Below are 20,820 nucleotides of genomic sequence, written 5' to 3'. Positions count from 1 at the left end.
CCTTCGCTCTCTAAGCATAACGAATTTCTCCAAACCTGACAAGAAATTTCTGGGTACTTTCTCTTGGAAAAACGTGGTAAACTATAGGTAAGCTTTAAATAGATAATGAGGTGTAGAGAATCGATGATTAAATTAATTGCTTCAGATATGGATGGAACACTTTTAGATGCAAAAATGAGCATCACAAATGATAACGCTTCAGCAATTCGCGAAGCGGAACGTTTAGGAATCGAATTTATGGTTGCTACTGGCCGCGCATATACCGAAGCGAAACCCGCGTTAGAAGAAGCTGGAATTGACTGTGCCATGATTACTTTAAACGGCGCCCAAGTGTTCGACAAAGATGGACACTCACTTTTCACGGCTGGGATCGAAAAAGAAACAGTAACAGAAGTACTAACTATTTTGAGTCAACACAATGTTTACTATGAAATCTCTACAAATAAAGGTATTTTTTCTGAACATCAAGAAAAAAGAATTGAAAACTTTGCCGCTCATATTGCAGAATCCATGCCCCATTTAACTTATAAAGTGGCGATTGCCATGGCTTCAGCACACCTATCTTTATTGCATATTACCTATGTTGATCGTTTAGACGACATTTTAAAAGATGATTCGATTGAAGTCCTTAAAATTATTGGCTTCAGTATGGATGGGCCGAAAGTATTAGGTCCTGCTGGGATGGAAGTAGAAGAACTAGATGATTTGGTTGTTACCTCTTCTGCGCTTAATAATATTGAAATTAACCACCGCCTAGCACAAAAAGGGATTGCGGTTGCGCGCGTCGCTAAAGAACGTGGGATTCCCGCTGAACAAGTCATGACTATTGGTGATAATTTAAATGACGTCAGCATGATTCAATGGGCTGGGGTAAGTTTTGCAATGGGCAATGCCGAACTGGAATTAAAAGAATACGCTAAATATGAAACAGCCACTAATTTAGAAAATGGTGTTGGCGAAGCCATCCTGCGTGCAATAAGAGAAGATTTGTAATAAGCACTACCAGTTACAGCACTCATTTATATATAGAAAGGAGATCGTGTCGTGTCTGAATTTTTTATTCAAGAACAACAGTTAGGAAAAGTTACGCGAACCATCGTGAAAGACCAAGCAGGCCGTTCACTTTTTCTATTGGTGGGGCGCTGGGGCACACGAGGAGATGCGCTTTCTTTATATGCAATGAACGGAGAAATTTTAGCCAGTATTAAACAAGTTTCTTGGACTTTTGGTACACGATTTGAGTTATATCAGCGTTTTGAAAAAGTGGGTACTCTACGAAAACTGTTCAATTTGAATGCTGATTTCTATTATGTTCAAGGCCTTCACTGGGCAGTTGTTGGGGATATCAAAGCGCACCAATATTCAATTTATCAAGTCCATAAAAAAATCATGTCAATGGATAAAACCATGCTTTGTACAGGCGACTATTTTGTTTTAACTGTTGCCAATGATGAGGACGTACCGTTGTGCATCTGCATAGCAGCTGTCCTTGACTACTGGTTATATAATAAGAAAAAACAAAAAACTTCCGATGATTTTGGATTAGATTTTGATCCTTTAACGGATTAATGAAAAATAACGAAGCTAAAGTGATTGACTTTAGCTTCGTTATTTTTACACTTCTTTTTGCATATGATTGTATAAGTGACCACTAATAGTCATTGTTGTGACATCTTTAAAGCCTTTGCTTGCGTATAACTTTCTCGCCCCTGGATTGTCAAAATCAACATTTAGACCCAAGGCTTGCTTCCCGCTAGCTTTGGCTACTTCAGGTAAAGCATCTAATAACTTAGAACCAATTCCCATTCCACGGAAACGTTCATCCACAGAAATCGTGTCTAAATACCATTCATTAGGCAAGGTTTCTTCTTCAATAAATAGCCGAACATCTTCTGCTAAGCCATGTTTTTTAAAGACTTCTCTTAAAGGTTCATCAATAATCTTTTCATCTTCCGCAGGATAGCCGACAGCAATCCCTGCAACTTCACCTGCATGTTCATAAACTAAAATTCGTTGATAGCCATAGCGATAGGTTGGATACGCCGTTGCCTCTGCTAATAGGTCAATCATTTGTTCTTCTGAGACTTCTTCTAAAATTGGTAACTCCATATCTTTTAAAATAACTAGGACCAGCCGAGCAATCGCTTGACCGTCTTCTTTTGTTGCCGAGCGAATCATTATAATTCTCCTTTACATTTAACTAAAAAAGAACTGGCTACTATCATTACTGACTTAGCCAATTCCTTTTATCTTGTCTTTAGTATAACAAATTTATTATTGAATTTCTACTGTAACCTGACGTCGTCCCCAAAGACGGCATTGGTCTACTGAATCAAAATGAACATCAATAATATTTCCTTGAATAGCGCCACCTGTATCCCCAGCAATAGCAAAGCCATAACCAGAGACTTTCACTAATGAACCTAGAGGAATTACACTTGGATCGACTGCAACTACATTGCTTTCTTTACTTAAGTCAATACCAGTAGCACTTAGATTACTTGCACCAGCTTCGCGCCAAGAATAAGCAGTTGATTCCATCTGAAGCACACGACCAGAGCCAGTTCCTGGTGTTGATGATTCGCCTGTCGATGATTCTGGCGTTGATGACGATTCGGATGAACTAGCTGAACTTGAAGATTCAGTGCTACTGCTTTCCGTACTTGTAGAAGAGCTTGATGCTTGACTGCTTGACTCTTCAGCAGCTTCGGCTTCTAGTTTAGCCGCCGCATCTGCTTGCGCTTGTTTGTCGGCAGCTGCTTGTTTCTTCGCTGCTTCTGCTTTGGCAGTTTCTGCCGCACGTTTTTTCTGTGCCTCAGCTGCTGCTTTTTCGCTGACTAAGCGTTGTTGCTCTTTCTGTTTGTCTGTCGAAATTTGAGCCAATAATTCTTCATTATCCGCCATTTTTTCTTTTAACTCAGAGACTTTATTATTCATTGAAGAAGCTTCAACTTGTAATTTCTCTTCATTTTGTTTTAAAGTTGTTTGCGTATTTTCAACTTTTTCTTGTAATGCAGCTAACTTTTCTTTTTCGCTAGTTAAGCTTTCAATCTTTTCCCGTTCAAAGTTTTGTAAAACGGTCATGGCGTAGGCCCGATTAAAGAAATCTGATAAATTTTCTGCATCTAATAAGGCTTGCCAAGTACGTTGGTCGCCATTTAATTGAATATCCTTCATACGATCGCCAACAGCTTCTTTACGACGAGAAATATTTTTTTCTGTTTTTTCTATTTCCTCTTTCGAAGTTTTCAACGTATCTTCCGCTTTTGAAATTTGCGTTTTTAAACGTTCGATTTCCGCATATTTAGCATTTACATCGTCTAAGGCTGAATTGATTTCTTTACTAATTAACTCCCCAGATTGTTTCGCTTGCGCTTCTTTTTCTTGCAACGAATCAAGTGATTCTGCTGCCGCAGCGACTGGAAGTCCAAAATTGATAAGCATCATTGTTGTTAAAAATGGTATCAACTTTTTAACCTTCACTAAATCCAACACCTTTCCTAACTTATCTAAAACACCTACTCATTATACTAGTCAGGAGGGCTTGTTTTATTTCAATCATGTTACAATTTATTACAATTTAAATGCAACTCTTTTTTTATCCTGCGTTTATTCATTAGTCCATTTCTATCTCAATTCTTTAAGAATTTATTAAGACGGCTTAAAAACTAGCTTTTGACGATTTTTCTTTTTTTCATCCCATTAGACCATTGATTGAAATATTTTGTAATATTTTTTGTTAATTATTGGCCCTTTTTTTTCAAATCTTCTAAGAGATGCCGAACTTCTTTGGAATTTTTAATGTTTTTTAAAGTTAGTTTTGGGTAATTGTTAATAAAACGACGTTGTTGGAAATTTAACCGATTTTGGAAATGCTCTTTTTTGGTTCGTTCTTTTAACTTCTGCCAATCAGCTGTAGCGATTTCCATTTTTGTGTTCAACCGTTGCTTAAATTCTTGTTGGTTCGTTTCCAACGTTTTGCCCATCTCGGTAATAAGTTTTTTGAAACCTTGCATGTTCAGCAACGTATAAATTAAGTCAAGCCCCATTACAATCACTATGCAAAGTGCTAAGTAGTTGCCAAAGGTTGCTTGTAAAAAGCTGACAACTTTGGCGATTTCTGGTTGAATAACTTTGACAATCAAGACACACCCCAATCCCCAAAAAAGAGAAACCGGTAAAGCCACGCGACCGTTTAAATTAAAAGGTACATCATGATAATCCCACCAAGAGGCATGGAACAGTTTTTCCAAGCCATAACTAGTGACATATTCTAAAATCGTCACTAAAACAGCCGATCCGACATACAATACCAAGAGATTGTTCTCAAAGGGTTCCACAAAATAGAGAACGCTTAAGACCCCAAATCCATAAATAGGACAATAAGGCCCTACCAAAAATCCTCGATAAACAAATTTTTTGGCTTTTAATGAACAATACACCGTTTCCCATAACCAGCCGATAAAGGAATAAATAAAAAATAACAAAATAACCTGACTCATTTTTTCCACGTTTCTGTCACACTCCACTTCTTTGCGCTTTTCTTCTATTTTAACAGAAGTTGAGAAAATGTAGCGAACAACTTTCTTTCATTGAAAGATTAGGCTACAATGAGAGCAGCAAAGGGAGGAATCTTATGTTTGGTTTATTGAAATACGCAAAAAATTATCGAAAACAAATTATCCTCGGTCCAGTCTTCAAATTTTTAGAAGCTTGTTTCGAGTTAGTCTTGCCCTTATTCATGGCTCACTTAGTCGATGTCGGTATTCGTCAAAACGACCGACAGACTGTCATAGAAATGGCCCTCTGGATGCTTGTTATGTCGTTAGTTGGTTTATTTTTTGTCATGATTTGTCAATACTATGCTTCAGTCGCTTCGCAAGGTTTTGGGACGGAGCTAAGAAATCAATTAATGAAGAAAATTAATCAGCTTTCACACAAAGAATTGAATAGTTTTGGTACAGATACCCTCATCACCCGGATCACAAACGATATCAACCAGCTTCAATTGGCTTTAGCGATGTTTATTCGGTTGGTCATTCGGACACCTTTTTTAAGTATCGGTTCTGTGGTCATGGCTTTTTACATTGACGTGCAGATGGGCTTTCTTTTCCTATTACTTTTACCAATTTTTAGCCTTATTCTCTTTATTATCATTAAAGTGACTGTGCCTTTATATCAAAAAGTCCAAGAATATTTGGATCGGTTAAACCGTCAAATTAGTCAAAATTTAAGCGGTGTCCGTGTGATCCGTGCGTTTGCTAGAAAGGAAACAGAGCAACGACATGTTGATAAAGCTTCAGATGATTTAGGCGATATTTACATTCGTGTATCGAATGTCTCTGCTTTATTAACGCCTTTAACCACTTTGATTATGAATGTTGGAATTTTATTTTTACTTTATTTTAGTGGCTTAAAAGTTTCTTTCGGTTCCCTGCAACAAGGGGAAGTTTTAGCATTGATCAATTATATGAATCAAATGATGCTCGCTTTAATTGTTGCTTCTAATCTCGTGGTAATTTTTACGCGAGCTGCCGCTTCCGCAAACCGTGTCAATGAGGTTTTAACTGTAGAAAGCCAGTTAACAGATACACCAGAATCAGCAAAAACATCTCCACAATTTGGTGATATTACCTTTGACCATGTAGATTTTCGCTATGAACCAGAGGCCGGTTTGGCTTTGGAAAATATCAATTTTACGATTCCTAAAGGCTCAATTCTCGGCATCACAGGACCTACCGGCAGCGGGAAAAGTACCTTAACCCAACTCATTCCCAGATTTTATGATGTGAGTGCAGGAAACCTTTTTATTAATGGTGTAAATGTGCGCGATTGGCCGCTCTTTACTTTACGCCAACAAGTTGCAAGTGTTCCACAAACTGCCGTCTTATTTACAGGGACTATTCGAGAAAACTTACAATGGGGCAAACCAAATGCAACTGATGAAGACTGTTGGGAAGCATTAGCTATCGCCCAATGTAAAGAATTTGTTGAACAATTAGACCAAGGGTTAGACACGCCTGTTAACGAAGGCGGAAAAAACTTTTCTGGTGGACAAAGACAACGGTTGACCATTGCCCGTGCCTTGATTAGGAAACCGCATTTACTTATTTTAGATGATTCCTTGAGTGCCCTCGACTATCAAACAGATTTGAATCTGCGCCGTGCTTTACAAAAAGAACGAGCAGAGACAACCGTTATTTTAATTTCACAACGCGTGAGTTCGATTGCTACGGCGAATCAAATTTTAGTCCTAGATAGTGGAAAAGTCGCTGGCCTTGGCACCCACGAAGAATTACTTACTTCTTCTAAAGAGTATCAAGAAATCGTTGCGTCACAGGAGGAGGATACCCATGCAAACTAAAAAAATTCATTTTGGTGCCTTCTCACGTTTTAAGCCGTATTTACTACGCTATCCAAAAGAAATTATCGGCGCCTTAATCCTAGGAATTCTCAGTGGTTTTTCGACTGTCCTCATGACTTATTATATAGGTAAATCCGTTGATACAATGGTTGGTAAAGGACAAGTCAATGCTGCGCAACTCATCAAAATTTTAGGTTTATTAGCAGGGATTTTACTCGTAACCGTTCTAAGTCAATGGCTGATTCAACGTCTCGGTAATCGCGTGTCTTATTTATCGACCACACAGCTGAGAAAAGATGCCTTTGCCCATTTAAATCAATTACCGTTAAGTTATTATGACCAAACGTCACACGGAAATATCGTCAGTCGCTTTACCAACGATATTGACAATATTTCAATGGCTTGCTCGGCTGTCTTCAACCAATTATTTTCTGGCATGGCCACCGTCGTTGTTGCTTTGCTCTTTATGATTCGGCTAAGTCCCCTGCTCACATTAGTGGTTCTTATCAGTACGCCGATTATTTTTATTGTAAACTGGCTTGTTGCAAAAGCTTCACAAAAAAACTTTGCTGCACAACAAACGATTGTTGGTGAAATTTCCGGTTTCGTTTCAGAAATGGTTGGCAACCAAAAAATTGTTAAAGCCTTTCAACAAGAACAAGCTACGCAAGAAACATTTGAAGCATTGAATCAAACGTTGTATGAAAAAGGACAGAAGGCTCAGTTTTCTTCTTCCTTAACCAACCCACTTTCTCGATTTATCGACCATTTATCTTACTTATCGATTGGATTAGTCGGTGGCTTGTTAGTTTTAAGTGGCAATCCTTTAGTCACAGTTGGTGTTATTTCCAGTTTCACCATTTACTCTAGTCAATTTTCTAAACCTTTTATTGAACTCTCAGGAATCACCAACCAAATCCAAGCCGCCTTAGCTGGATTGGAACGTACCTTTGATATGATGGATCAACCAGTTGAACGTCCTGATGCCCCGAACGCAATTGTTTTGAAAGAAGCGCGAGGCCGGGTTGAATTTAAAGACGTTGATTTTTCTTACACGCCAACGCGACCTTTAATCGAAAACTTTAATTTAATTGCTGAACCAGGAGAAACAATTGCCATTGTTGGGCGAACTGGTGCGGGTAAATCAACATTAGTGAATTTGTTAATGCGCTTTTACGAGGTCGACCGTGGCCAAATTACGGTTGATACTCACGACATTACTCAAATTACTCGGGATAGCTTGCGAAAAAGTTTTGGCATGGTTCTCCAAGATACTTGGCTATTCGATAGCTCCATTCGGGAAAATTTAACGTACGGAAATCCTGAAGCCTCTGACGAAGAAATTATAGAAGCCATGAAAAAAGCCCATATTTTTGATTTCGTCATGCGTTTACCTCAAGGACTAGATACCGAGATTGGTTCCCAAGGCGTTAAAATTTCTGAAGGACAACGACAATTAATGACTATTGCACGCACGATGATTAGTAATCCGCCGATGCTTATTTTAGATGAAGCGACCAGTTCAGTTGATACATTGACCGAGCAAAAAATTCAGGATGCTTTTTTACAAATGATGACTGGCCGGACCAGTTTTGTTATTGCCCATCGCTTAGCAACAATCAAAAGTGCTGAAAAAATTCTAGTTATGGACAACGGTCAAGTAGTTGAAATTGGTACCCATGACGAATTATTGCAAAAAGAACAGGGTTATTATCGTGACCTTTACGAAGCGCAGTTTAATCAAAAAGCACAATAAAAAAGAGTCACTTTTCTGGGATGCTGAAAAGTGACTCTTTTAATTTTAAATTTATTGATCTAATTCAGATAATGGTTTTCCAAATAAACGTTTAAAGGGAATTTTATTGCCTAAATAATAAGTGGCAATTACTTGAATAGGAAAGAAAATAACTGTTTTAATTAAGCGTGGCACCCACCAAGCAAAATTTGCTAGATTGACGCCATACATTAAACTTAACCACAAAGGAGTTAAAATGATATTAATTAAAACGGTGACCAACAATGTCGCCAAAATCACTCGTTGCCATGTCATTTCTTTCTTATAATAGAAATAACCATAAATAGCACCAGCCAAAAAGGCATTTAAAGTAAACCCAGGAAAATAGCCTGCCTTTGGAAAAAGCAACATTCCTACCACATCAGCCACCGCCGTGCCGATTCCAGCCCAAAAAGGTCCGAAAATCATCCCAATCAATGATTCTGGGATAAACGTGAAACTGATTTTTAAAAACGTTGTTTCATACGCAAAAAAGCGTGAAAAGACAACGACCACCGCAATGAGTACGCCCATTAACGCAATGGATTTTGTGCCAAATTTTTTCTTTGTCATTTTTAGCATCTCCTCTAAGAGCTGCTACATGACGAACCATGCAGCGAATGCGAAAACAAAACCGCGAACATTAAAAAGCTGAACGTGTTGTTCTGATGATAAGCAAAGTAAGAACCTTTGCTTTCTAGCAACACACTGTTCATGTTCTTCGTCCAAAAGGCAACATCCCATCCTTTTAGCACTTAACGCTTTGTCTCCTACTCTGTTATTTTATTTGGACAAAAGTCCTCATAAAATATACCACAAAATAGTCAAAATAACCATTAAGGTTCTCTAAAAAGCTAACGGTCGACGATCCCCTTCATGGATGACCTCACGGAAGTCCGCAAACCCCGCCTCGACACCTCTCAAAAGAATTTCAGCACTGCCGATATTGGTTGCTAAAGGAATTTCATAGACATCACTTAGACGAATCAAAGCCGTCACGTCTGGTTCATGCGGTTGCGCGGAAAGAGGATCTCTTAAAAAAATAACTAAATCAATGTTGTCTTCTGATATCATTGCGCCAATCTGTTGATCCCCACCTAATGGCCCCGATTTAAAACAATGCACGGGTAGGCCAGTTGCTTCCATCACTTTCATGCCTGTCGTCCCTGTTGCATACAATTCATGTTTTTCTAAAATATGTTTATAAGCGGTTGCTAGTTTGATCATTAATGTTTTTTTACGATCATGAGCGATTAAAGCGATTTTCATGTTATCCAACTCCTGTCTTTGTTATATTATAACAAAAGTTTAGCGATAAATCCGCTGAGAGTGTTTGTCCTTTGTCACCTTGACGAAAAAGTCTTCTTTTTCTTGTGCAACTCTCCCTTGCCGAAAGATAGCGTTTTCATTTAAACTATGAGTAACAAATCAAAAAGAAAAGAGTGACGTATCAAATGGTGGAAATGGCGCTTAGAAATGTGTATAAAAAATATGACAATGCAGAACATTATTCTGTTACAGATTTTAACTTAGAAATTACAGACCGTGAATTTATCGTCTTTGTCGGACCTTCTGGTTGCGGTAAATCAACAACATTGCGCATGATTGCTGGCTTAGAAGATATTACTGAAGGTGAATTATCAATTGGGGACAAAGTCATGAATGACGTTGCACCGAAAGATCGTGATATTGCCATGGTTTTCCAAAACTATGCGCTTTATCCGCATATGACTGTTTTTGATAACATGGCTTTTGGTTTAAAACTAAGAAAATATGATAAAGCTGAAATTAAAAAACGGGTGGAAAATGCTGCGGATATTCTGGGCTTAACAGAGTACTTACAACGTAAACCTGCGGCGCTTTCTGGTGGACAACGCCAACGTGTTGCACTTGGCCGGGCAATTGTCCGTGATGCCAAAGTCTTTTTAATGGATGAACCTTTATCAAACTTGGATGCAAAATTACGTGTAGCCATGCGTGCTGAAATCGCTAAACTACACCAACGTTTAGAAACTACGACAATTTATGTGACACATGACCAAACCGAAGCGATGACCATGGCTGACCGAATCGTAATTATGAAAGATGGCTTTATTCAACAAATTGGTTCACCAAAAGAAGTTTACAATACACCAAAAAATATGTTCGTAGCTGGGTTCATCGGCTCACCTGCCATGAATTTCTTCAAAGTTACCTTAAACAATGGGGTTATTTCTAACCAACATGGCTTAAAACTAGCAATTCCTGAAGGAAGAAACAAAGAGCTTGTTGAACATGGTTATGAAGGCAAAGAATTAATTTTCGGTATTCGTCCAGAAGATATTCATAGCGAACAAGTGGCTTTAACGGCAATGAAAGATGCAGTGATTAAATCTGAAGTTGTTGTTTCTGAATTATTAGGGGCTGAATCCATGCTTTATACAAAAATTGGTGATACAGAGTTTATCTCAAAAGTAGATGCTCGTGACTTCCACCATCCTGGTGAAATGATTGACTTAGCTTTTGATATTAACAAAGGACATTTCTTCGACCCTCAAACAGAAGAAGTCATTAAATAAAAAAATCTCGAGGCATCCGTCACAATGACGGATGCCTCGATTGTTTCTCTTTATGCTAATTTAACCTTCTTCTTTATCACTTTGGGTTGTTTCGCTTCTGTAAAAGTTGGAATATCTACATGTTTACTTAAGGTACTTGCTAAAAAGTAGGCAATACTGAAATCCACCAAACTATGAATTAATCCACCAACGCCCATCAAAAGAAAAATAGAATACATGAAGCCGGCTGTATAATAGGTTCCTGGCAAGTTGCCCATTGTGTAAAATACAGAAACAACCACTAGCTCGGCAGCGGAATGAATCACTCCAATTCCCACGTTAAACAACTGTAATTTCCCATTTAATAAAGTGAATTTCCCCTCTTTATTGATTAAAATTTCTGGATGCTTTTGTAAAATCACTGCGCCAATGACTGCAAAAATCAAATGAGATAAGGCCCGCAAAGCAATAATCGGTGTTGCGGATAAGAAAAAACCAAAACCTGTTCCTAGACTAACCGCAATTGCCACCACTGGAGAAATAAACATGGCAATAAAAACTGGGACGTGACTTGCTAATGTAAAACTGGCTGGACCAATGGTAATTCTTGGCATAACCATTGGAATGATAATCCCCATTGCAATTAAAAGTGCTGAAATTGTTAAACGTTTTACTGAGTTTGTTTTCATTAAAACTGCCTCCTAAAAGTGTCATGACACCTTTTGTTTTTCTCAAGTGTAGCTGAACAGCCGCAATGTGTCAAGACACATAAAAGAACTTTCTGTTATTTCTCATAAATAACAGAAAGTTCTTTTTTATACTGGTTTATTTTTTTCTAAAGCATTACTTAAACGAGCGAATTCTTCTAAAGACAATGTTTCACCACGTCTAGAAGGATCAATTTCTGCTTCAGCTAGGCTCTCTTTTAGCCAAGCCACCGTTTGTTCATCTTTCCCATAAAAATGCGTTAAGTTATTCCACAATGTTTTACGTCTTAATTGGAAACTGGCTTTGGTTAATTTGAAAAATTCTTTTTCATTGGTCACTGTCACTGCTGGTGTAGCACGGCGCGTCAATTTAATAATCGCCGAGTCAACATTGGGCTGCGGCACAAAAACTGTTTTTGGCACAATAAAGGCGACACTTGCTTCCATAAAATATTGGACAGCAATTGATAATGAGCCATAAGCTTTCGTTCCTGGTTTAGCAGCAATTCGATCAGCGACCTCTTTTTGCATCATCACAACCATTTCAGCTACATCTAAAGAAGATTCTAAAAAATGCATCATAATTGGCGTAGTAATATAGTAAGGTAGGTTAGCCACCACTTTAATCGGATACTTCTCTTGAAAAACTTGGTTGGTTGTCTCGACCAAATCAGCTTTTAAAACATCTTGATGCACCACTGTTACATTATCATAGCGACTTAAGGTATCTGCTAAGACAGGAATCAAGCGATCATCAATCTCAAAAGCCACAACTTGTGCCGCGTTCATCGCTAATTGCTCTGTTAATGCACCAATTCCAGGCCCGACTTCGACAACATTTGTCTGCTGATTAATTCCCGCTGTTTCTACAATTTTTCTTAAAATATTAGGCTCTGTCAAAAAATTTTGACCTAAACTCTTTTTAAATGAAAATCCATGCTTTTTTAGTATTTCTTTGGTTCTGGATGGTGTGGCAATTTCTTTATAGTCCGTCACGCTTGTTCCTCCATGTAGTTATTCTTCGTTTGCAAGTTCTTTTAAAATACGTGTCATGCTTTCTTTCAATTCTGCTTCTGTAATCCGAAACATGCTTAACCGTTTGACTAACTGTTTGCTATTTGTATAGCCAATTCTTAGGTCATCTCCTAATAATTCACGGTATTTTTTTGCATTTGCTCCCGCTATTAAACCATATTCAACTAGTGTTTGTCTAGGAATTTCTTGATAGTCTTCACCAACTTGAACAGGTGTTACGACTTTTTTTAAGGCTTCAATAATTGCTTCATCACTAGCATGTTCAACCCCTAGGCTACCACCATTTTTTTTAGGAACTGCAACTTTTCTTGATAAAAAAGCATGCTTTGCATCAGGGACGACTTCCATTATTGTTTTACGAATTTTTTCGCCCGAATAATCTGGATCTGTAAAAATAATCACGCCTCTCGTTTCTTGTGCGTGTTCAATTTGTGTCAAAATTTCATCATTGATAGCAGAGCCAATCGTTTCAATCGTATCCGCTGCAACTACCTCTTGAATGCGGCGTGTGTCGTCTTTTCCTTCAACGACAATGATTTCTGCAACTTTCATTTTTTCTTTCATTTATCTATCCGAAACAAGCGATGAGCGTTGACTCTCGTTTGTTCTGCCACTTCTTCAAAGGTTAGTTGTCGTAATTCAGCAATTTTTTCCACTACGTATCGTGTATAGCCTGGTTCATTCCGTTTACCACGATAAGGAACAGGGGCTAAATAGGGTGCATCTGTTTCCACCAACATTCGTTCAAGTGGTACCGCCATCGCCGCTTCTTGAACATCCAACGCCTTTTTAAACGTTACGACGCCACTAAAAGAAATATGCAAACCTAAATCTAAAAATTTCTTCATCCACTCAGCATCGCCACTGAAACTATGCATGATTCCACCAATATCTGAAATTTTTTCATCTTTTAAAATTCGATAGGTATCTTCTAATGCCTCTCTCGTATGCACACTAAACGGTAAATTCATTTCCCGAGCAATCGCAATTTGACGGCGAAAGACTTTTTCTTGCACCTCTTTAGGATCCTCCATCCAGTAATAATCAAGACCGATTTCACCTAATGCGACAATTTTTGGCAACGTTAATTGTTCTTGTAATCGTCGTTCAACCTCTGGCGTATAGCTACCCGCTTCTGTTGGATGCCAACCAATGATACTATAAATATTGGCATATTCCTGACTAAGTAAAAGAGATTTTTCAATCGTTGGTTCATCAAAACCGACCACGGCCATCTCTGTAACACCCAATTCTTGGGCATGTGCAATCGTTTCTGGAATATCATCATTAAATTGTTCTGCATTCAAATGTGTATGTGTATCAAAAATCATTATGATTGCCTCCTTTATCTCCTCTCTACTTTATCATATTTCTTGAAAAATCTGAATGACTAGGCGACAAGATTCGCCATTTCCTCATAAACAGCGCTTGCATTTATGCTAAAAGTAACGTATACTATTCAGTCATGTTATTAAAAGGAGGAATCTCCATGACCGATGAAAAAATTTATGAACAACAGCATTTAACAACGGTTTATCATGAGCTGCAAGCGGCTAAAAAAGTTTACGAAGAGCAATTGGCGAACACAATGAAAGATGGCAAACATATGCTAGAGGAATTTGGTCGCGATTCTAAGCTGAATTTTGATAGTTATGCCGATAATCTAGAAACGTTTGCCATGTTGGAAATGAAGAACCGTGAAATTGATCAGTGGAACTTAAAAAATGAAGCAACGGCTAAAAATTTAGACAAAGTGAAACGCCTATTACAAGTTCCTTATTTTGGCAAAATTGGCGTGACTTTTGAAGACAGCCCTGAAGAGCCAGAAAACTTTTATATTGGCGTAAACGATTTTACTTCTTTAGAAGAAGAAACGCGCATTCACGATTGGCGCTCACCGATTGCTTCGTTATTTTATGACAATGTTTTAGGGAAAACAGCCTACACGGCACATCAACAAACCATTCCTGTACAACTTGATTTGAAAAGACAGTTAATTATTGAAAAAGATCAATTAATCAACTATTTTGACACAACCATTGCGATTCAAGATGATGTGTTATTGCATTCTTTAGAAGAAGATGCTTCTCCTTATATGAAGGACATTACGACAACCATTCAACAAGAACAAAATCAAATAATTCGTGACGAAACGCAGCCACTCCTACTAGTCAACGGGATTGCTGGTAGTGGGAAAACGTCTGCGATTATGCAACGGATTGCTTATTTACTTTATCAACATCGAGCAGAAATTACAGCGGATAATATTTTATTACTTTCACCAAATTCAACATTTATTGATTATATTTCTCAAGTTTTACCGAATTTAGGCGAACGAAATCCCTTGAATTTGACTCTTTTACAATTTTTGCGCTTCACTACCAAAGAAGCATGGCCAATGGAAGAAGAAACGGACTATTTCGAACGCATTACTCGCTCTGAGGCAACGGAGCAAGAGCACGTTATTCGTTCAAAAGAATTTGCAACGTTTCTTTTAAGCAATCCTGAAAAAGCAGTTGTGCAGCCACATTTTTTCCGTCCTTTAACTTTTAAAAAGCAGACCTTATTTACTTCAGAAACAATTTTTAAACTTTATCAAGAAACACCAGCTGATTTGAGTATTCGCCAACGAATTTCAGCCACAAAAGAAAAATTAACCAGTCTTTGGACACGTTATCTATTAAAACAAGCCCATTCTAAAAAAATGTTGGATCAATTCCAAGATTTAACAGAAGCTGAACAAGTTCGTTATTTTGGCACAGTGATTACCGAAGATAATGAAAAACATCTGGCTGATTTTGCTTTAAAACGTTTGAAGAAAAAATATCGCTCTATCACTGCCGCTATCAAAAATGATGCTTGGCTAGATCAATGGGCCTTTTTTGAAACGTTTTATTCTTTATTCACTGAAAAATCGTATCAAAAAGAGACAGCTGTTTTCACAGCCGATGAAATTGTGGCCCTTATTTTGGTGAAACATGCATTTATTGAAAACCTCGCCAACCAGCAAATGGCTTTTATCCTAGTCGATGAAGTCCAAGATTATACAGAAGCCCAATTATTATTACTGCTGACACTTTTCCCTAAAGCTAGTTTTACTTTAGCTGGTGATGAAAATCAAGCCATTTTTAATACAGCCATTGAATTTTCTGAAGCTCATGATTTATTGGTTAACGAAACCAGCCGTTCTGTTGGAACGTATCAATTATTAAACAGTTACCGTTCAAGTAAAGAAATTACACGACTCTTCCAAACATTAGGCACTCAACCAGAGCAATTAACCATTGTGCCCATCCGGCATGATGGAGAAAAGCCGACATTTATTCCTTGTGACTCTGCGTCTGACTATCTTAAAGCAATCGTCACTTCCATTGCAACTTTTGATCCGAAAGAAAGCACCGCCATTATTACTAAAACATTTGCAGAAAAAGAACAATTAACAAAAGAACTTAGTGCTTCTCTTTCATTGGAAGAACATCCGTCACTGCAAGTTTTATCAATTGATATGGCAAAAGGTCTAGAATTTGATAATGTAATTCTTCATAACCCAAATGTTAATCGTTATTCCAACAATAAACGAGATAAAAAAATCCTGTATACTGCTATTTCTCGTGGAATGAAACGGGTCGTTTTACCTTATACCGGCACACTTTCTGAATGGTTTACACCTTACTTGGCAGCCCGGTAACTGAGACTTAAGGCGGATTTTATTTTTAGAAAAACCACTTATAATAGACGAGTAGGTACTGCTTTTTAATTAGCAGTCCTACTCGTTTGTTGTCTCTTAAGTTGAGAGGAGCGTGAGAAGGTGAAACAATCACCTGATTTAGAAAATTTTTTAAAAACCTCTATCCAAAAAAATGTAACTATTGAGCGAAAACAACAAAACCAAACCATTTGGCACTGGCTACTGCTTATTTTATTTGGCTTGCTAACCTTTGGCTCACTGACACAGCAGTTACTCCTAATTGGCTTGTTTACACTTATCGCCGCTATTGTTAAAGGTCCCTTAATGCTCGTCTGGGGAACCATCTATTCGGTGTTAGTGGCTTTGTTTCCACCTTTTGCTTTAGTCCTATCTTTACTTTTTTTTATAATTAATTTAGGCACCGTTATGAAAAGTTGGCGGATTACTTTAACAAGTGCTTACTTTTATCTAATTCCTTTAGGTTTTAGTCTCTTGAAAACGACCGACTGGGTATCAACGCCTTATTTCCTGACAGGCTTGGCTTTGTTAAGTATTTTAGGACTGCATTTTATATTAGAATGGCTCTATAAAAATAATAGCTTAGGCCGTTTACTCACGTGGCAAATTATTAGTGTCCCTTTTTCACTCTTACTGATCATTTTACCAAGTCGCCTAACGAAAGGCCGTTTTGGTAAAAAACGAATACCTAAAAAAGTGAAACTCTAAAATAGAAAAGCCTAGGAAAAATCGCAAATGATTTTTTCTAGGCTTTTCTTCGATTCTTTTAATTTAAAAATTCGTTGATTTTCGATTTTAGGACGTCGATAATATTATTTACTTCTATATCGCCACTTTCTATTTTTTTCCACAAAACAAAGCCCCAAATAATTATATTTATCGTAACTAAAGTACCAATAATACGTTTATTCCTAGCAGATGTATAGGCCTTTCTCCATTTTGGATTATTTTTACGTCTTTTTAAAAATTCATAAGTATGATAAGCCATCAAACTTCCCCCACATCAAATCACTTTTCTTCTAGTATACAAAAAAAGTAGTAAAGATAAAAGGTTACAATTCACCTTTTATCTTTACCACTTATGCTTTTATGCGATTCCTGCACCATTTGGCATTTCTTTTGGTGCTTCAACAATTTGAAGTTTACCTTCTGGTGATTCAGCTGAAAGAATCATTCCTTGGCTAATTTGACCACGCATTTTTCTTGGTTTTAAGTTAGCCACAATGACTACTTTTTTGCCAATTAGCGCAGCTGGATCTGGATAAAATTCAGCAATACCTGAAAGAATTTGACGATGGTTTTCATCTCCAGCATCTAAACGGAATTGCAATAATTTATCTGCTCCTTTGACTTTTTTACAGTCAATAACTTCGGCAACTTTTAATTCCACTTTATCGAAATCATCGTACTTAATTTGTTTTTCTTTCGTTGAAACTAACGTTGTTTCTTCTGGATTCCATTTAATATCCTCTTCTGTAGCACTTTCGCTTTGGGACATTTTCTTTTGAATATACGTTACTTCTGTTTCAATTTCTAAACGTGGGAAAATAGGTGTTCCTTTACTTGTTACTGTTACGTCTGTTGGGAACTCACCAAAATGAATATTTTCCATGTTCATTGTTTCTGGATCTAAGCCTAATTGTTCGAAAATTTTCCCTGGTGTTTCTGTCATGACTGGTTGCAATAAGATTGCCACAATTCGTAAGCTTTCCGCTAAATGGATCATGACACTTTCTAATTCATTGCGTTTCTCTTCTTCTTTAGCCAATACCCAAGGCGCTGTTTCATCAATATATTTATTGGCACGAGAAACTAGCGTCCAGATTTCTGCAATGGCCGTATTAAATTCCATTTTTTCCATTGCTTCATGATATTTTCCAATAACATTCGCCGCAGTTGTCGATAGTTCACTATCAAATGGGGTAACTTTTGAAGCATAGGCTGGTACTTTGCCATCACAATATTTATTAATCATCGCAATTGTTCGATTCAACAAGTTTCCTAAGTCATTAGCTAAATCATAATTTAAGCGAGAAACGAAATCTTCTGGTGTAAAGACGCCGTCACTACCAAATGGAATTGCTCGTAATAAATAGTAACGTAACGCATCTAGACCGTAGCGTTCTACTAACATTTCAGGGTAAACAACATTTCCTTTAGATTTAGACATTTTTCCGTCTTTCATCAATAACCAACCATGTCCAAAGACTTTTTTCGGTAATGGTAAATCCAAGGCCATTAACATAATTGGCCAATAAATCGTATGGAAACGCACGATTTCTTTCCCAACCATTTGCACGTTCGCAGGCCAATATTTTTGGAATAATGAATCATCTTCTGAGCCATAACCTAGTGCTGTAATATAGTTTGATAACGCATCAATCCATACGTAAACCACATGTTTTGGATCATTTTTTAACGGAATTCCCCAAGAGAAAGTCGTTCTTGAAACGGCTAAATCTTCTAATCCTGGTTTGATAAAGTTATTTAGCATCTCATTTTTACGAGATTCTGGTTGAATAAATTCTGGATGTTCTTCGTAATATTGTACCAAGCGATCCGCATATTTACTCATGCGGAAGAAATAGGATTCTTCTTTAACTAATTCGACTTCGTGACCACTTGGTGCTTTCCCACCAATGACATTGCCTTCATCGTCACGATATACTTCAGCTAATTGTGTTTCAGTGAAAAATTCTTCATCAGAAACTGAATACCAACCTTCATATTCTCCAAGGTAGATATCTCCTTGTTCTACTAAACGATCAAAAATTTGTTGCACGGCTGCCATGTGATAATCATCCGTTGTCCGAATAAATTTATCATAGCTGATATCTAATGTTTTCCATAATTTTTGAACATCTGCTGCCATTTTATCAACGTACTCTTTTGGTGTCACATTCAACTCAGCAGCTTTTTTTTCAATTTTTTGGCCGTGTTCATCCACACCTGTTAAATAAAATACATCAAAACCCATTAAACGCTTGTAACGGGCCATTGCATCGCAGGCGATTGTTGTATATGAATTCCCAATATGTAACTTCCCACTTGGGTAATAAATTGGGGTGGTAATATAAAATGTTTCTTTCTGTGACATACAGAAAAAACCTCCTTTAGTCATTTTCCTAAACCCTCAGGATTTACTCCTAAACAGTATACCATAATTAGACATTATTAAACTATATTTCTTGTCGGTTTTCTCTTGAAAATGAAGAAAATGCCAGAAAGAAAAGAGAGAAACACCTGTCTATTTGACAAGTATTCCTCTCTTTTTTCGTTCATTTTTATTCTTTTGTCTCGAAACGAACGATACTATGGTGTCGTCCATAAAAGAAATAAATAGCCAAACCAATCACTACGGCTACGCCAAATACTTGCCAAGTAGCTAAAGACAATTGGAACATCAGAGCGGCGCAAACCACGATTGAAATTAATGGTAGAACCGGCACAAGCGGTACTTTAAATTCACCTGCTTGCGGTTCTCCTTTCATTGTCCGTAATTTGATAATTCCTAAAGCGAGAAACATCAGATAAAAGAGTGTCACGATATTTGTAAGTTCAGCCAACATCTCCATTGGAACAACACCAGCAAAAACCATTGCTAAAAATCCAGCTACATAGGTTGCATTCTTAGGTGTGTGCCGCTTCTCATCAATTTTGCTCATAAACTGTGGCAGTAATCCATCTTTACTAATCGCATAAATCACACGGGCTAAACTGTACATCATCGCAATCGTCACTGTTAATAAGGTTAAAATAGCGCCAACTGAAATGATTGTCGCAATTGCTCCATGATTAATGAAGCGCATCGCAAAAGCCACCGGATCCTTGACCCCTAAATCCGTAAATGGAACAATTCCAGTTAAAACTAACGTAACAACAATATATAACAATGTTGAAATAATAATGGAACCAATAATCCCTTTTGGAATATCTTTTTTCGGATTCTTCACTTCCTCCGCGGCCATGCTGACCGCATCAAACCCTAGAAAGGCAAAGAAAACTAAAGCAGCACCACTGAAAACGCCTGAAAAACCATAAGGAATAAATGGTTGCCAGTTCGTTGGTTTCACATAAAAGATCCCAACGAGAACAAATAATAAAATAATCCCAAACTTCACGAAAACCATTAAGTTATTTAAACGTAACGCTGTTTTCGCTTCTAAAGATACCCAAAAAGTTACGGCTACAACGACCAACATGGCAATCAAATCAATATATGTACCATTTGTTGGATTATAAGCGCCACTTAACGCTTGCGGCAAAGAAAAACCTAAGCTATCCAAAAAGCCATGGACATAGCCTGACCAGCCTGAAGCAACGGATGAAACCGCCAAGAAAAACTCACAAATAATCATCCAACCAGTCATCCAAGCCACAATTTCTCCAAAGACCACATACATGTAGGCATACGGCCCACCAATGACCGGAATACGTGATGCAAATTCTGCATAGCATAAACCAGATAAAATAATCGCGGCTGCTGCTACCAGAAATGATAAGACGAGCCCTGGACCTGCATAGCGTTCCGCTGCGACACCTGTCACAACAAAAATCCCTGTTCCTACTACAGCCCCAATTCCTAGAAAAATTAAGTCCATCGTCTTAAGATTTTTTTTCATCCCACCACTGTCATTGACAGGCACAGTGATTTCTTTTTTTCTGAAAATAGACATGTGTTTACCCCCGTAAAAAAA

At 37.7% G+C, this 20,820-nt stretch carries 19 protein-coding genes and 1 riboswitch; of the genes, 7 read left to right on the top strand and 12 right to left on the bottom strand.

The window, feature by feature from the left end; all coding sequences use genetic code 11:
- The first annotated feature begins 123 nt into the window (after positions 1–123).
- Positions 124–993, top strand: coding sequence for a Cof-type HAD-IIB family hydrolase (locus tag IGJ37_RS03520; RefSeq protein WP_002383369.1), 870 nt, complete (start codon positions 124–126; stop codon positions 991–993).
- 51 nt (positions 994–1,044) lie between these two features.
- Entirely contained in the window at positions 1,045–1,569 is a 525-nt protein-coding gene (locus tag IGJ37_RS03515) for an LURP-one-related/scramblase family protein (RefSeq protein ID WP_325815039.1), read from the top strand.
- 45 nt (positions 1,570–1,614) lie between these two features.
- On the opposite strand, the gene IGJ37_RS03510 is transcribed toward IGJ37_RS03515, so the two are convergent.
- The 3 genes from IGJ37_RS03510 to IGJ37_RS03500 all read right to left on the bottom strand — a co-directional run bounded on the left by IGJ37_RS03510 (position 1,615) and on the right by IGJ37_RS03500 (position 4,511).
- On the bottom strand, positions 1,615–2,178 hold the full coding sequence (locus IGJ37_RS03510) for a GNAT family N-acetyltransferase (protein WP_002355832.1): 564 nt from the start codon (positions 2,176–2,178) through the stop codon (positions 1,615–1,617).
- Between the two features lie 96 nt (positions 2,179–2,274).
- A complete protein-coding gene (locus tag IGJ37_RS03505) occupies positions 2,275–3,495 on the bottom strand; it encodes a 3D domain-containing protein (protein WP_325815037.1) in 1,221 nt (406 codons plus the stop codon).
- Between the two features lie 248 nt (positions 3,496–3,743).
- Complete coding sequence (locus IGJ37_RS03500) at positions 3,744–4,511, bottom strand: putative ABC transporter permease (RefSeq protein ID WP_325815036.1); 768 nt, start codon at positions 4,509–4,511, stop codon at positions 3,744–3,746.
- 125 nt (positions 4,512–4,636) lie between these two features.
- On the opposite strand from IGJ37_RS03500, the gene IGJ37_RS03495 reads away from it, so the two are divergent.
- Together IGJ37_RS03495 and IGJ37_RS03490 are read left to right on the top strand one after the other, a co-directional pair.
- Entirely contained in the window at positions 4,637–6,364 is a 1,728-nt protein-coding gene (locus IGJ37_RS03495) for an ABC transporter ATP-binding protein (protein ID WP_002364705.1), read from the top strand.
- Entirely contained in the window at positions 6,354–8,120 is a 1,767-nt protein-coding gene (locus IGJ37_RS03490; protein WP_002355825.1) for an ABC transporter ATP-binding protein, read from the top strand. The genes IGJ37_RS03495 and IGJ37_RS03490 overlap by 11 nt, the downstream gene beginning before the upstream one ends.
- Positions 8,121–8,171: 51 nt before the next feature.
- On the opposite strand, the gene IGJ37_RS03485 is transcribed toward IGJ37_RS03490, so the two are convergent.
- Both IGJ37_RS03485 and mgsA read right to left on the bottom strand, forming a co-directional pair.
- The gene (locus tag IGJ37_RS03485) at positions 8,172–8,720 is read right to left on the bottom strand and encodes a folate family ECF transporter S component (RefSeq protein ID WP_002385065.1); all 549 of its coding nucleotides are present in this window, start codon (positions 8,718–8,720) and stop codon (positions 8,172–8,174) included.
- Positions 8,721–8,750: 30 nt separating this feature from the next.
- Positions 8,751–8,918: riboswitch (THF riboswitch) on the bottom strand.
- Positions 8,919–8,984: 66 nt separating this feature from the next.
- Positions 8,985–9,407, bottom strand: a complete 423-nt coding sequence (mgsA, locus tag IGJ37_RS03480) for a methylglyoxal synthase (protein WP_002355823.1) — start codon at positions 9,405–9,407, stop codon at positions 8,985–8,987.
- 185 nt (positions 9,408–9,592) lie between these two features.
- Between mgsA and IGJ37_RS03475 the strand changes: the two genes are divergently transcribed.
- A complete protein-coding gene (locus IGJ37_RS03475; protein WP_002355822.1) occupies positions 9,593–10,696 on the top strand; it encodes an ABC transporter ATP-binding protein in 1,104 nt (367 codons plus the stop codon).
- Positions 10,697–10,746: 50 nt separating this feature from the next.
- On the opposite strand, the gene IGJ37_RS03470 is transcribed toward IGJ37_RS03475, so the two are convergent.
- From IGJ37_RS03470 to IGJ37_RS03455, 4 genes are all read right to left on the bottom strand, one after another.
- A complete protein-coding gene (locus IGJ37_RS03470; protein WP_002355821.1) occupies positions 10,747–11,364 on the bottom strand; it encodes a hypothetical protein in 618 nt (205 codons plus the stop codon).
- A gap of 126 nt (positions 11,365–11,490) precedes the next feature.
- A complete protein-coding gene (gene rsmA, locus IGJ37_RS03465; RefSeq protein ID WP_002358849.1) occupies positions 11,491–12,378 on the bottom strand; it encodes a 16S rRNA (adenine(1518)-N(6)/adenine(1519)-N(6))-dimethyltransferase RsmA in 888 nt (295 codons plus the stop codon).
- A gap of 18 nt (positions 12,379–12,396) precedes the next feature.
- Complete coding sequence (rnmV, locus tag IGJ37_RS03460) at positions 12,397–12,981, bottom strand: ribonuclease M5 (RefSeq protein WP_010824469.1); 585 nt, start codon at positions 12,979–12,981, stop codon at positions 12,397–12,399.
- A complete protein-coding gene (locus tag IGJ37_RS03455; RefSeq protein WP_002358846.1) occupies positions 12,978–13,748 on the bottom strand; it encodes a TatD family hydrolase in 771 nt (256 codons plus the stop codon). The genes rnmV and IGJ37_RS03455 overlap by 4 nt, the downstream gene beginning before the upstream one ends.
- Before the next feature lie 134 nt (positions 13,749–13,882).
- Between IGJ37_RS03455 and IGJ37_RS03450 the strand changes: the two genes are divergently transcribed.
- Positions 13,883–16,105 (top strand): HelD family protein, encoded by a 2,223-nt coding sequence (locus tag IGJ37_RS03450; protein WP_325815034.1) that lies wholly within the window; start codon positions 13,883–13,885, stop codon positions 16,103–16,105.
- A 120-nt stretch (positions 16,106–16,225) separates the two neighbouring features.
- Positions 16,226–16,831, top strand: coding sequence for a hypothetical protein (locus tag IGJ37_RS03445; protein WP_033594199.1), 606 nt, complete (start codon positions 16,226–16,228; stop codon positions 16,829–16,831).
- 58 nt (positions 16,832–16,889) lie between these two features.
- Here IGJ37_RS03445 and IGJ37_RS03440 read toward each other — a convergent pair whose 3' ends face one another.
- The 3 genes from IGJ37_RS03440 to IGJ37_RS03430 form a co-directional block, all read right to left on the bottom strand.
- A complete protein-coding gene (locus IGJ37_RS03440; RefSeq protein ID WP_325815032.1) occupies positions 16,890–17,111 on the bottom strand; it encodes a hypothetical protein in 222 nt (73 codons plus the stop codon).
- A gap of 99 nt (positions 17,112–17,210) precedes the next feature.
- On the bottom strand, positions 17,211–19,220 hold the full coding sequence (metG, locus tag IGJ37_RS03435; protein ID WP_002355813.1) for a methionine--tRNA ligase: 2,010 nt from the start codon (positions 19,218–19,220) through the stop codon (positions 17,211–17,213).
- A gap of 187 nt (positions 19,221–19,407) precedes the next feature.
- On the bottom strand, positions 19,408–20,799 hold the full coding sequence (locus IGJ37_RS03430; RefSeq protein WP_002361373.1) for an amino acid permease: 1,392 nt from the start codon (positions 20,797–20,799) through the stop codon (positions 19,408–19,410).
- Positions 20,800–20,820 lie beyond the last annotated feature (21 nt).

Origin of the sequence: Enterococcus sp. AZ104, assembly GCF_050546705.1 — a bacterium.
Classification (GTDB): domain Bacteria; phylum Bacillota; class Bacilli; order Lactobacillales; family Enterococcaceae; genus Enterococcus; species Enterococcus faecalis.
This window is presented reverse-complemented; position numbering and strand designations above follow the sequence as displayed.

Bases quoted from the DNA above. Each gene is read 5' to 3' on its own strand.
- IGJ37_RS03520 (WP_002383369.1), top strand. From the start codon at position 124: ATGATTAAATTAATTGCTTCAGATATGGATGGAACACTTTTAGATGCA.
- IGJ37_RS03510 (WP_002355832.1), bottom strand. From the start codon at position 2,178: ATGATTCGCTCGGCAACAAAAGAAGACGGTCAAGCGATTGCTCGGCTG.
- IGJ37_RS03495 (WP_002364705.1), top strand. From the start codon at position 4,637: ATGTTTGGTTTATTGAAATACGCAAAAAATTATCGAAAACAAATTATC.
- IGJ37_RS03490 (WP_002355825.1), top strand. From the start codon at position 6,354: ATGCAAACTAAAAAAATTCATTTTGGTGCCTTCTCACGTTTTAAGCCG.
- IGJ37_RS03485 (WP_002385065.1), bottom strand. From the start codon at position 8,720: ATGCTAAAAATGACAAAGAAAAAATTTGGCACAAAATCCATTGCGTTA.
- mgsA (WP_002355823.1), bottom strand. From the start codon at position 9,407: ATGAAAATCGCTTTAATCGCTCATGATCGTAAAAAAACATTAATGATC.
- IGJ37_RS03475 (WP_002355822.1), top strand. From the start codon at position 9,593: ATGGTGGAAATGGCGCTTAGAAATGTGTATAAAAAATATGACAATGCA.
- IGJ37_RS03470 (WP_002355821.1), bottom strand. From the start codon at position 11,364: ATGAAAACAAACTCAGTAAAACGTTTAACAATTTCAGCACTTTTAATT.
- rnmV (WP_010824469.1), bottom strand. From the start codon at position 12,981: ATGAAAGAAAAAATGAAAGTTGCAGAAATCATTGTCGTTGAAGGAAAA.
- IGJ37_RS03455 (WP_002358846.1), bottom strand. From the start codon at position 13,748: ATGATTTTTGATACACATACACATTTGAATGCAGAACAATTTAATGAT.
- IGJ37_RS03450 (WP_325815034.1), top strand. From the start codon at position 13,883: ATGTTATTAAAAGGAGGAATCTCCATGACCGATGAAAAAATTTATGAA.
- IGJ37_RS03440 (WP_325815032.1), bottom strand. From the start codon at position 17,111: ATGGCTTATCATACTTATGAATTTTTAAAAAGACGTAAAAATAATCCA.
- metG (WP_002355813.1), bottom strand. From the start codon at position 19,220: ATGTCACAGAAAGAAACATTTTATATTACCACCCCAATTTATTACCCA.
- IGJ37_RS03430 (WP_002361373.1), bottom strand. From the start codon at position 20,799: ATGTCTATTTTCAGAAAAAAAGAAATCACTGTGCCTGTCAATGACAGT.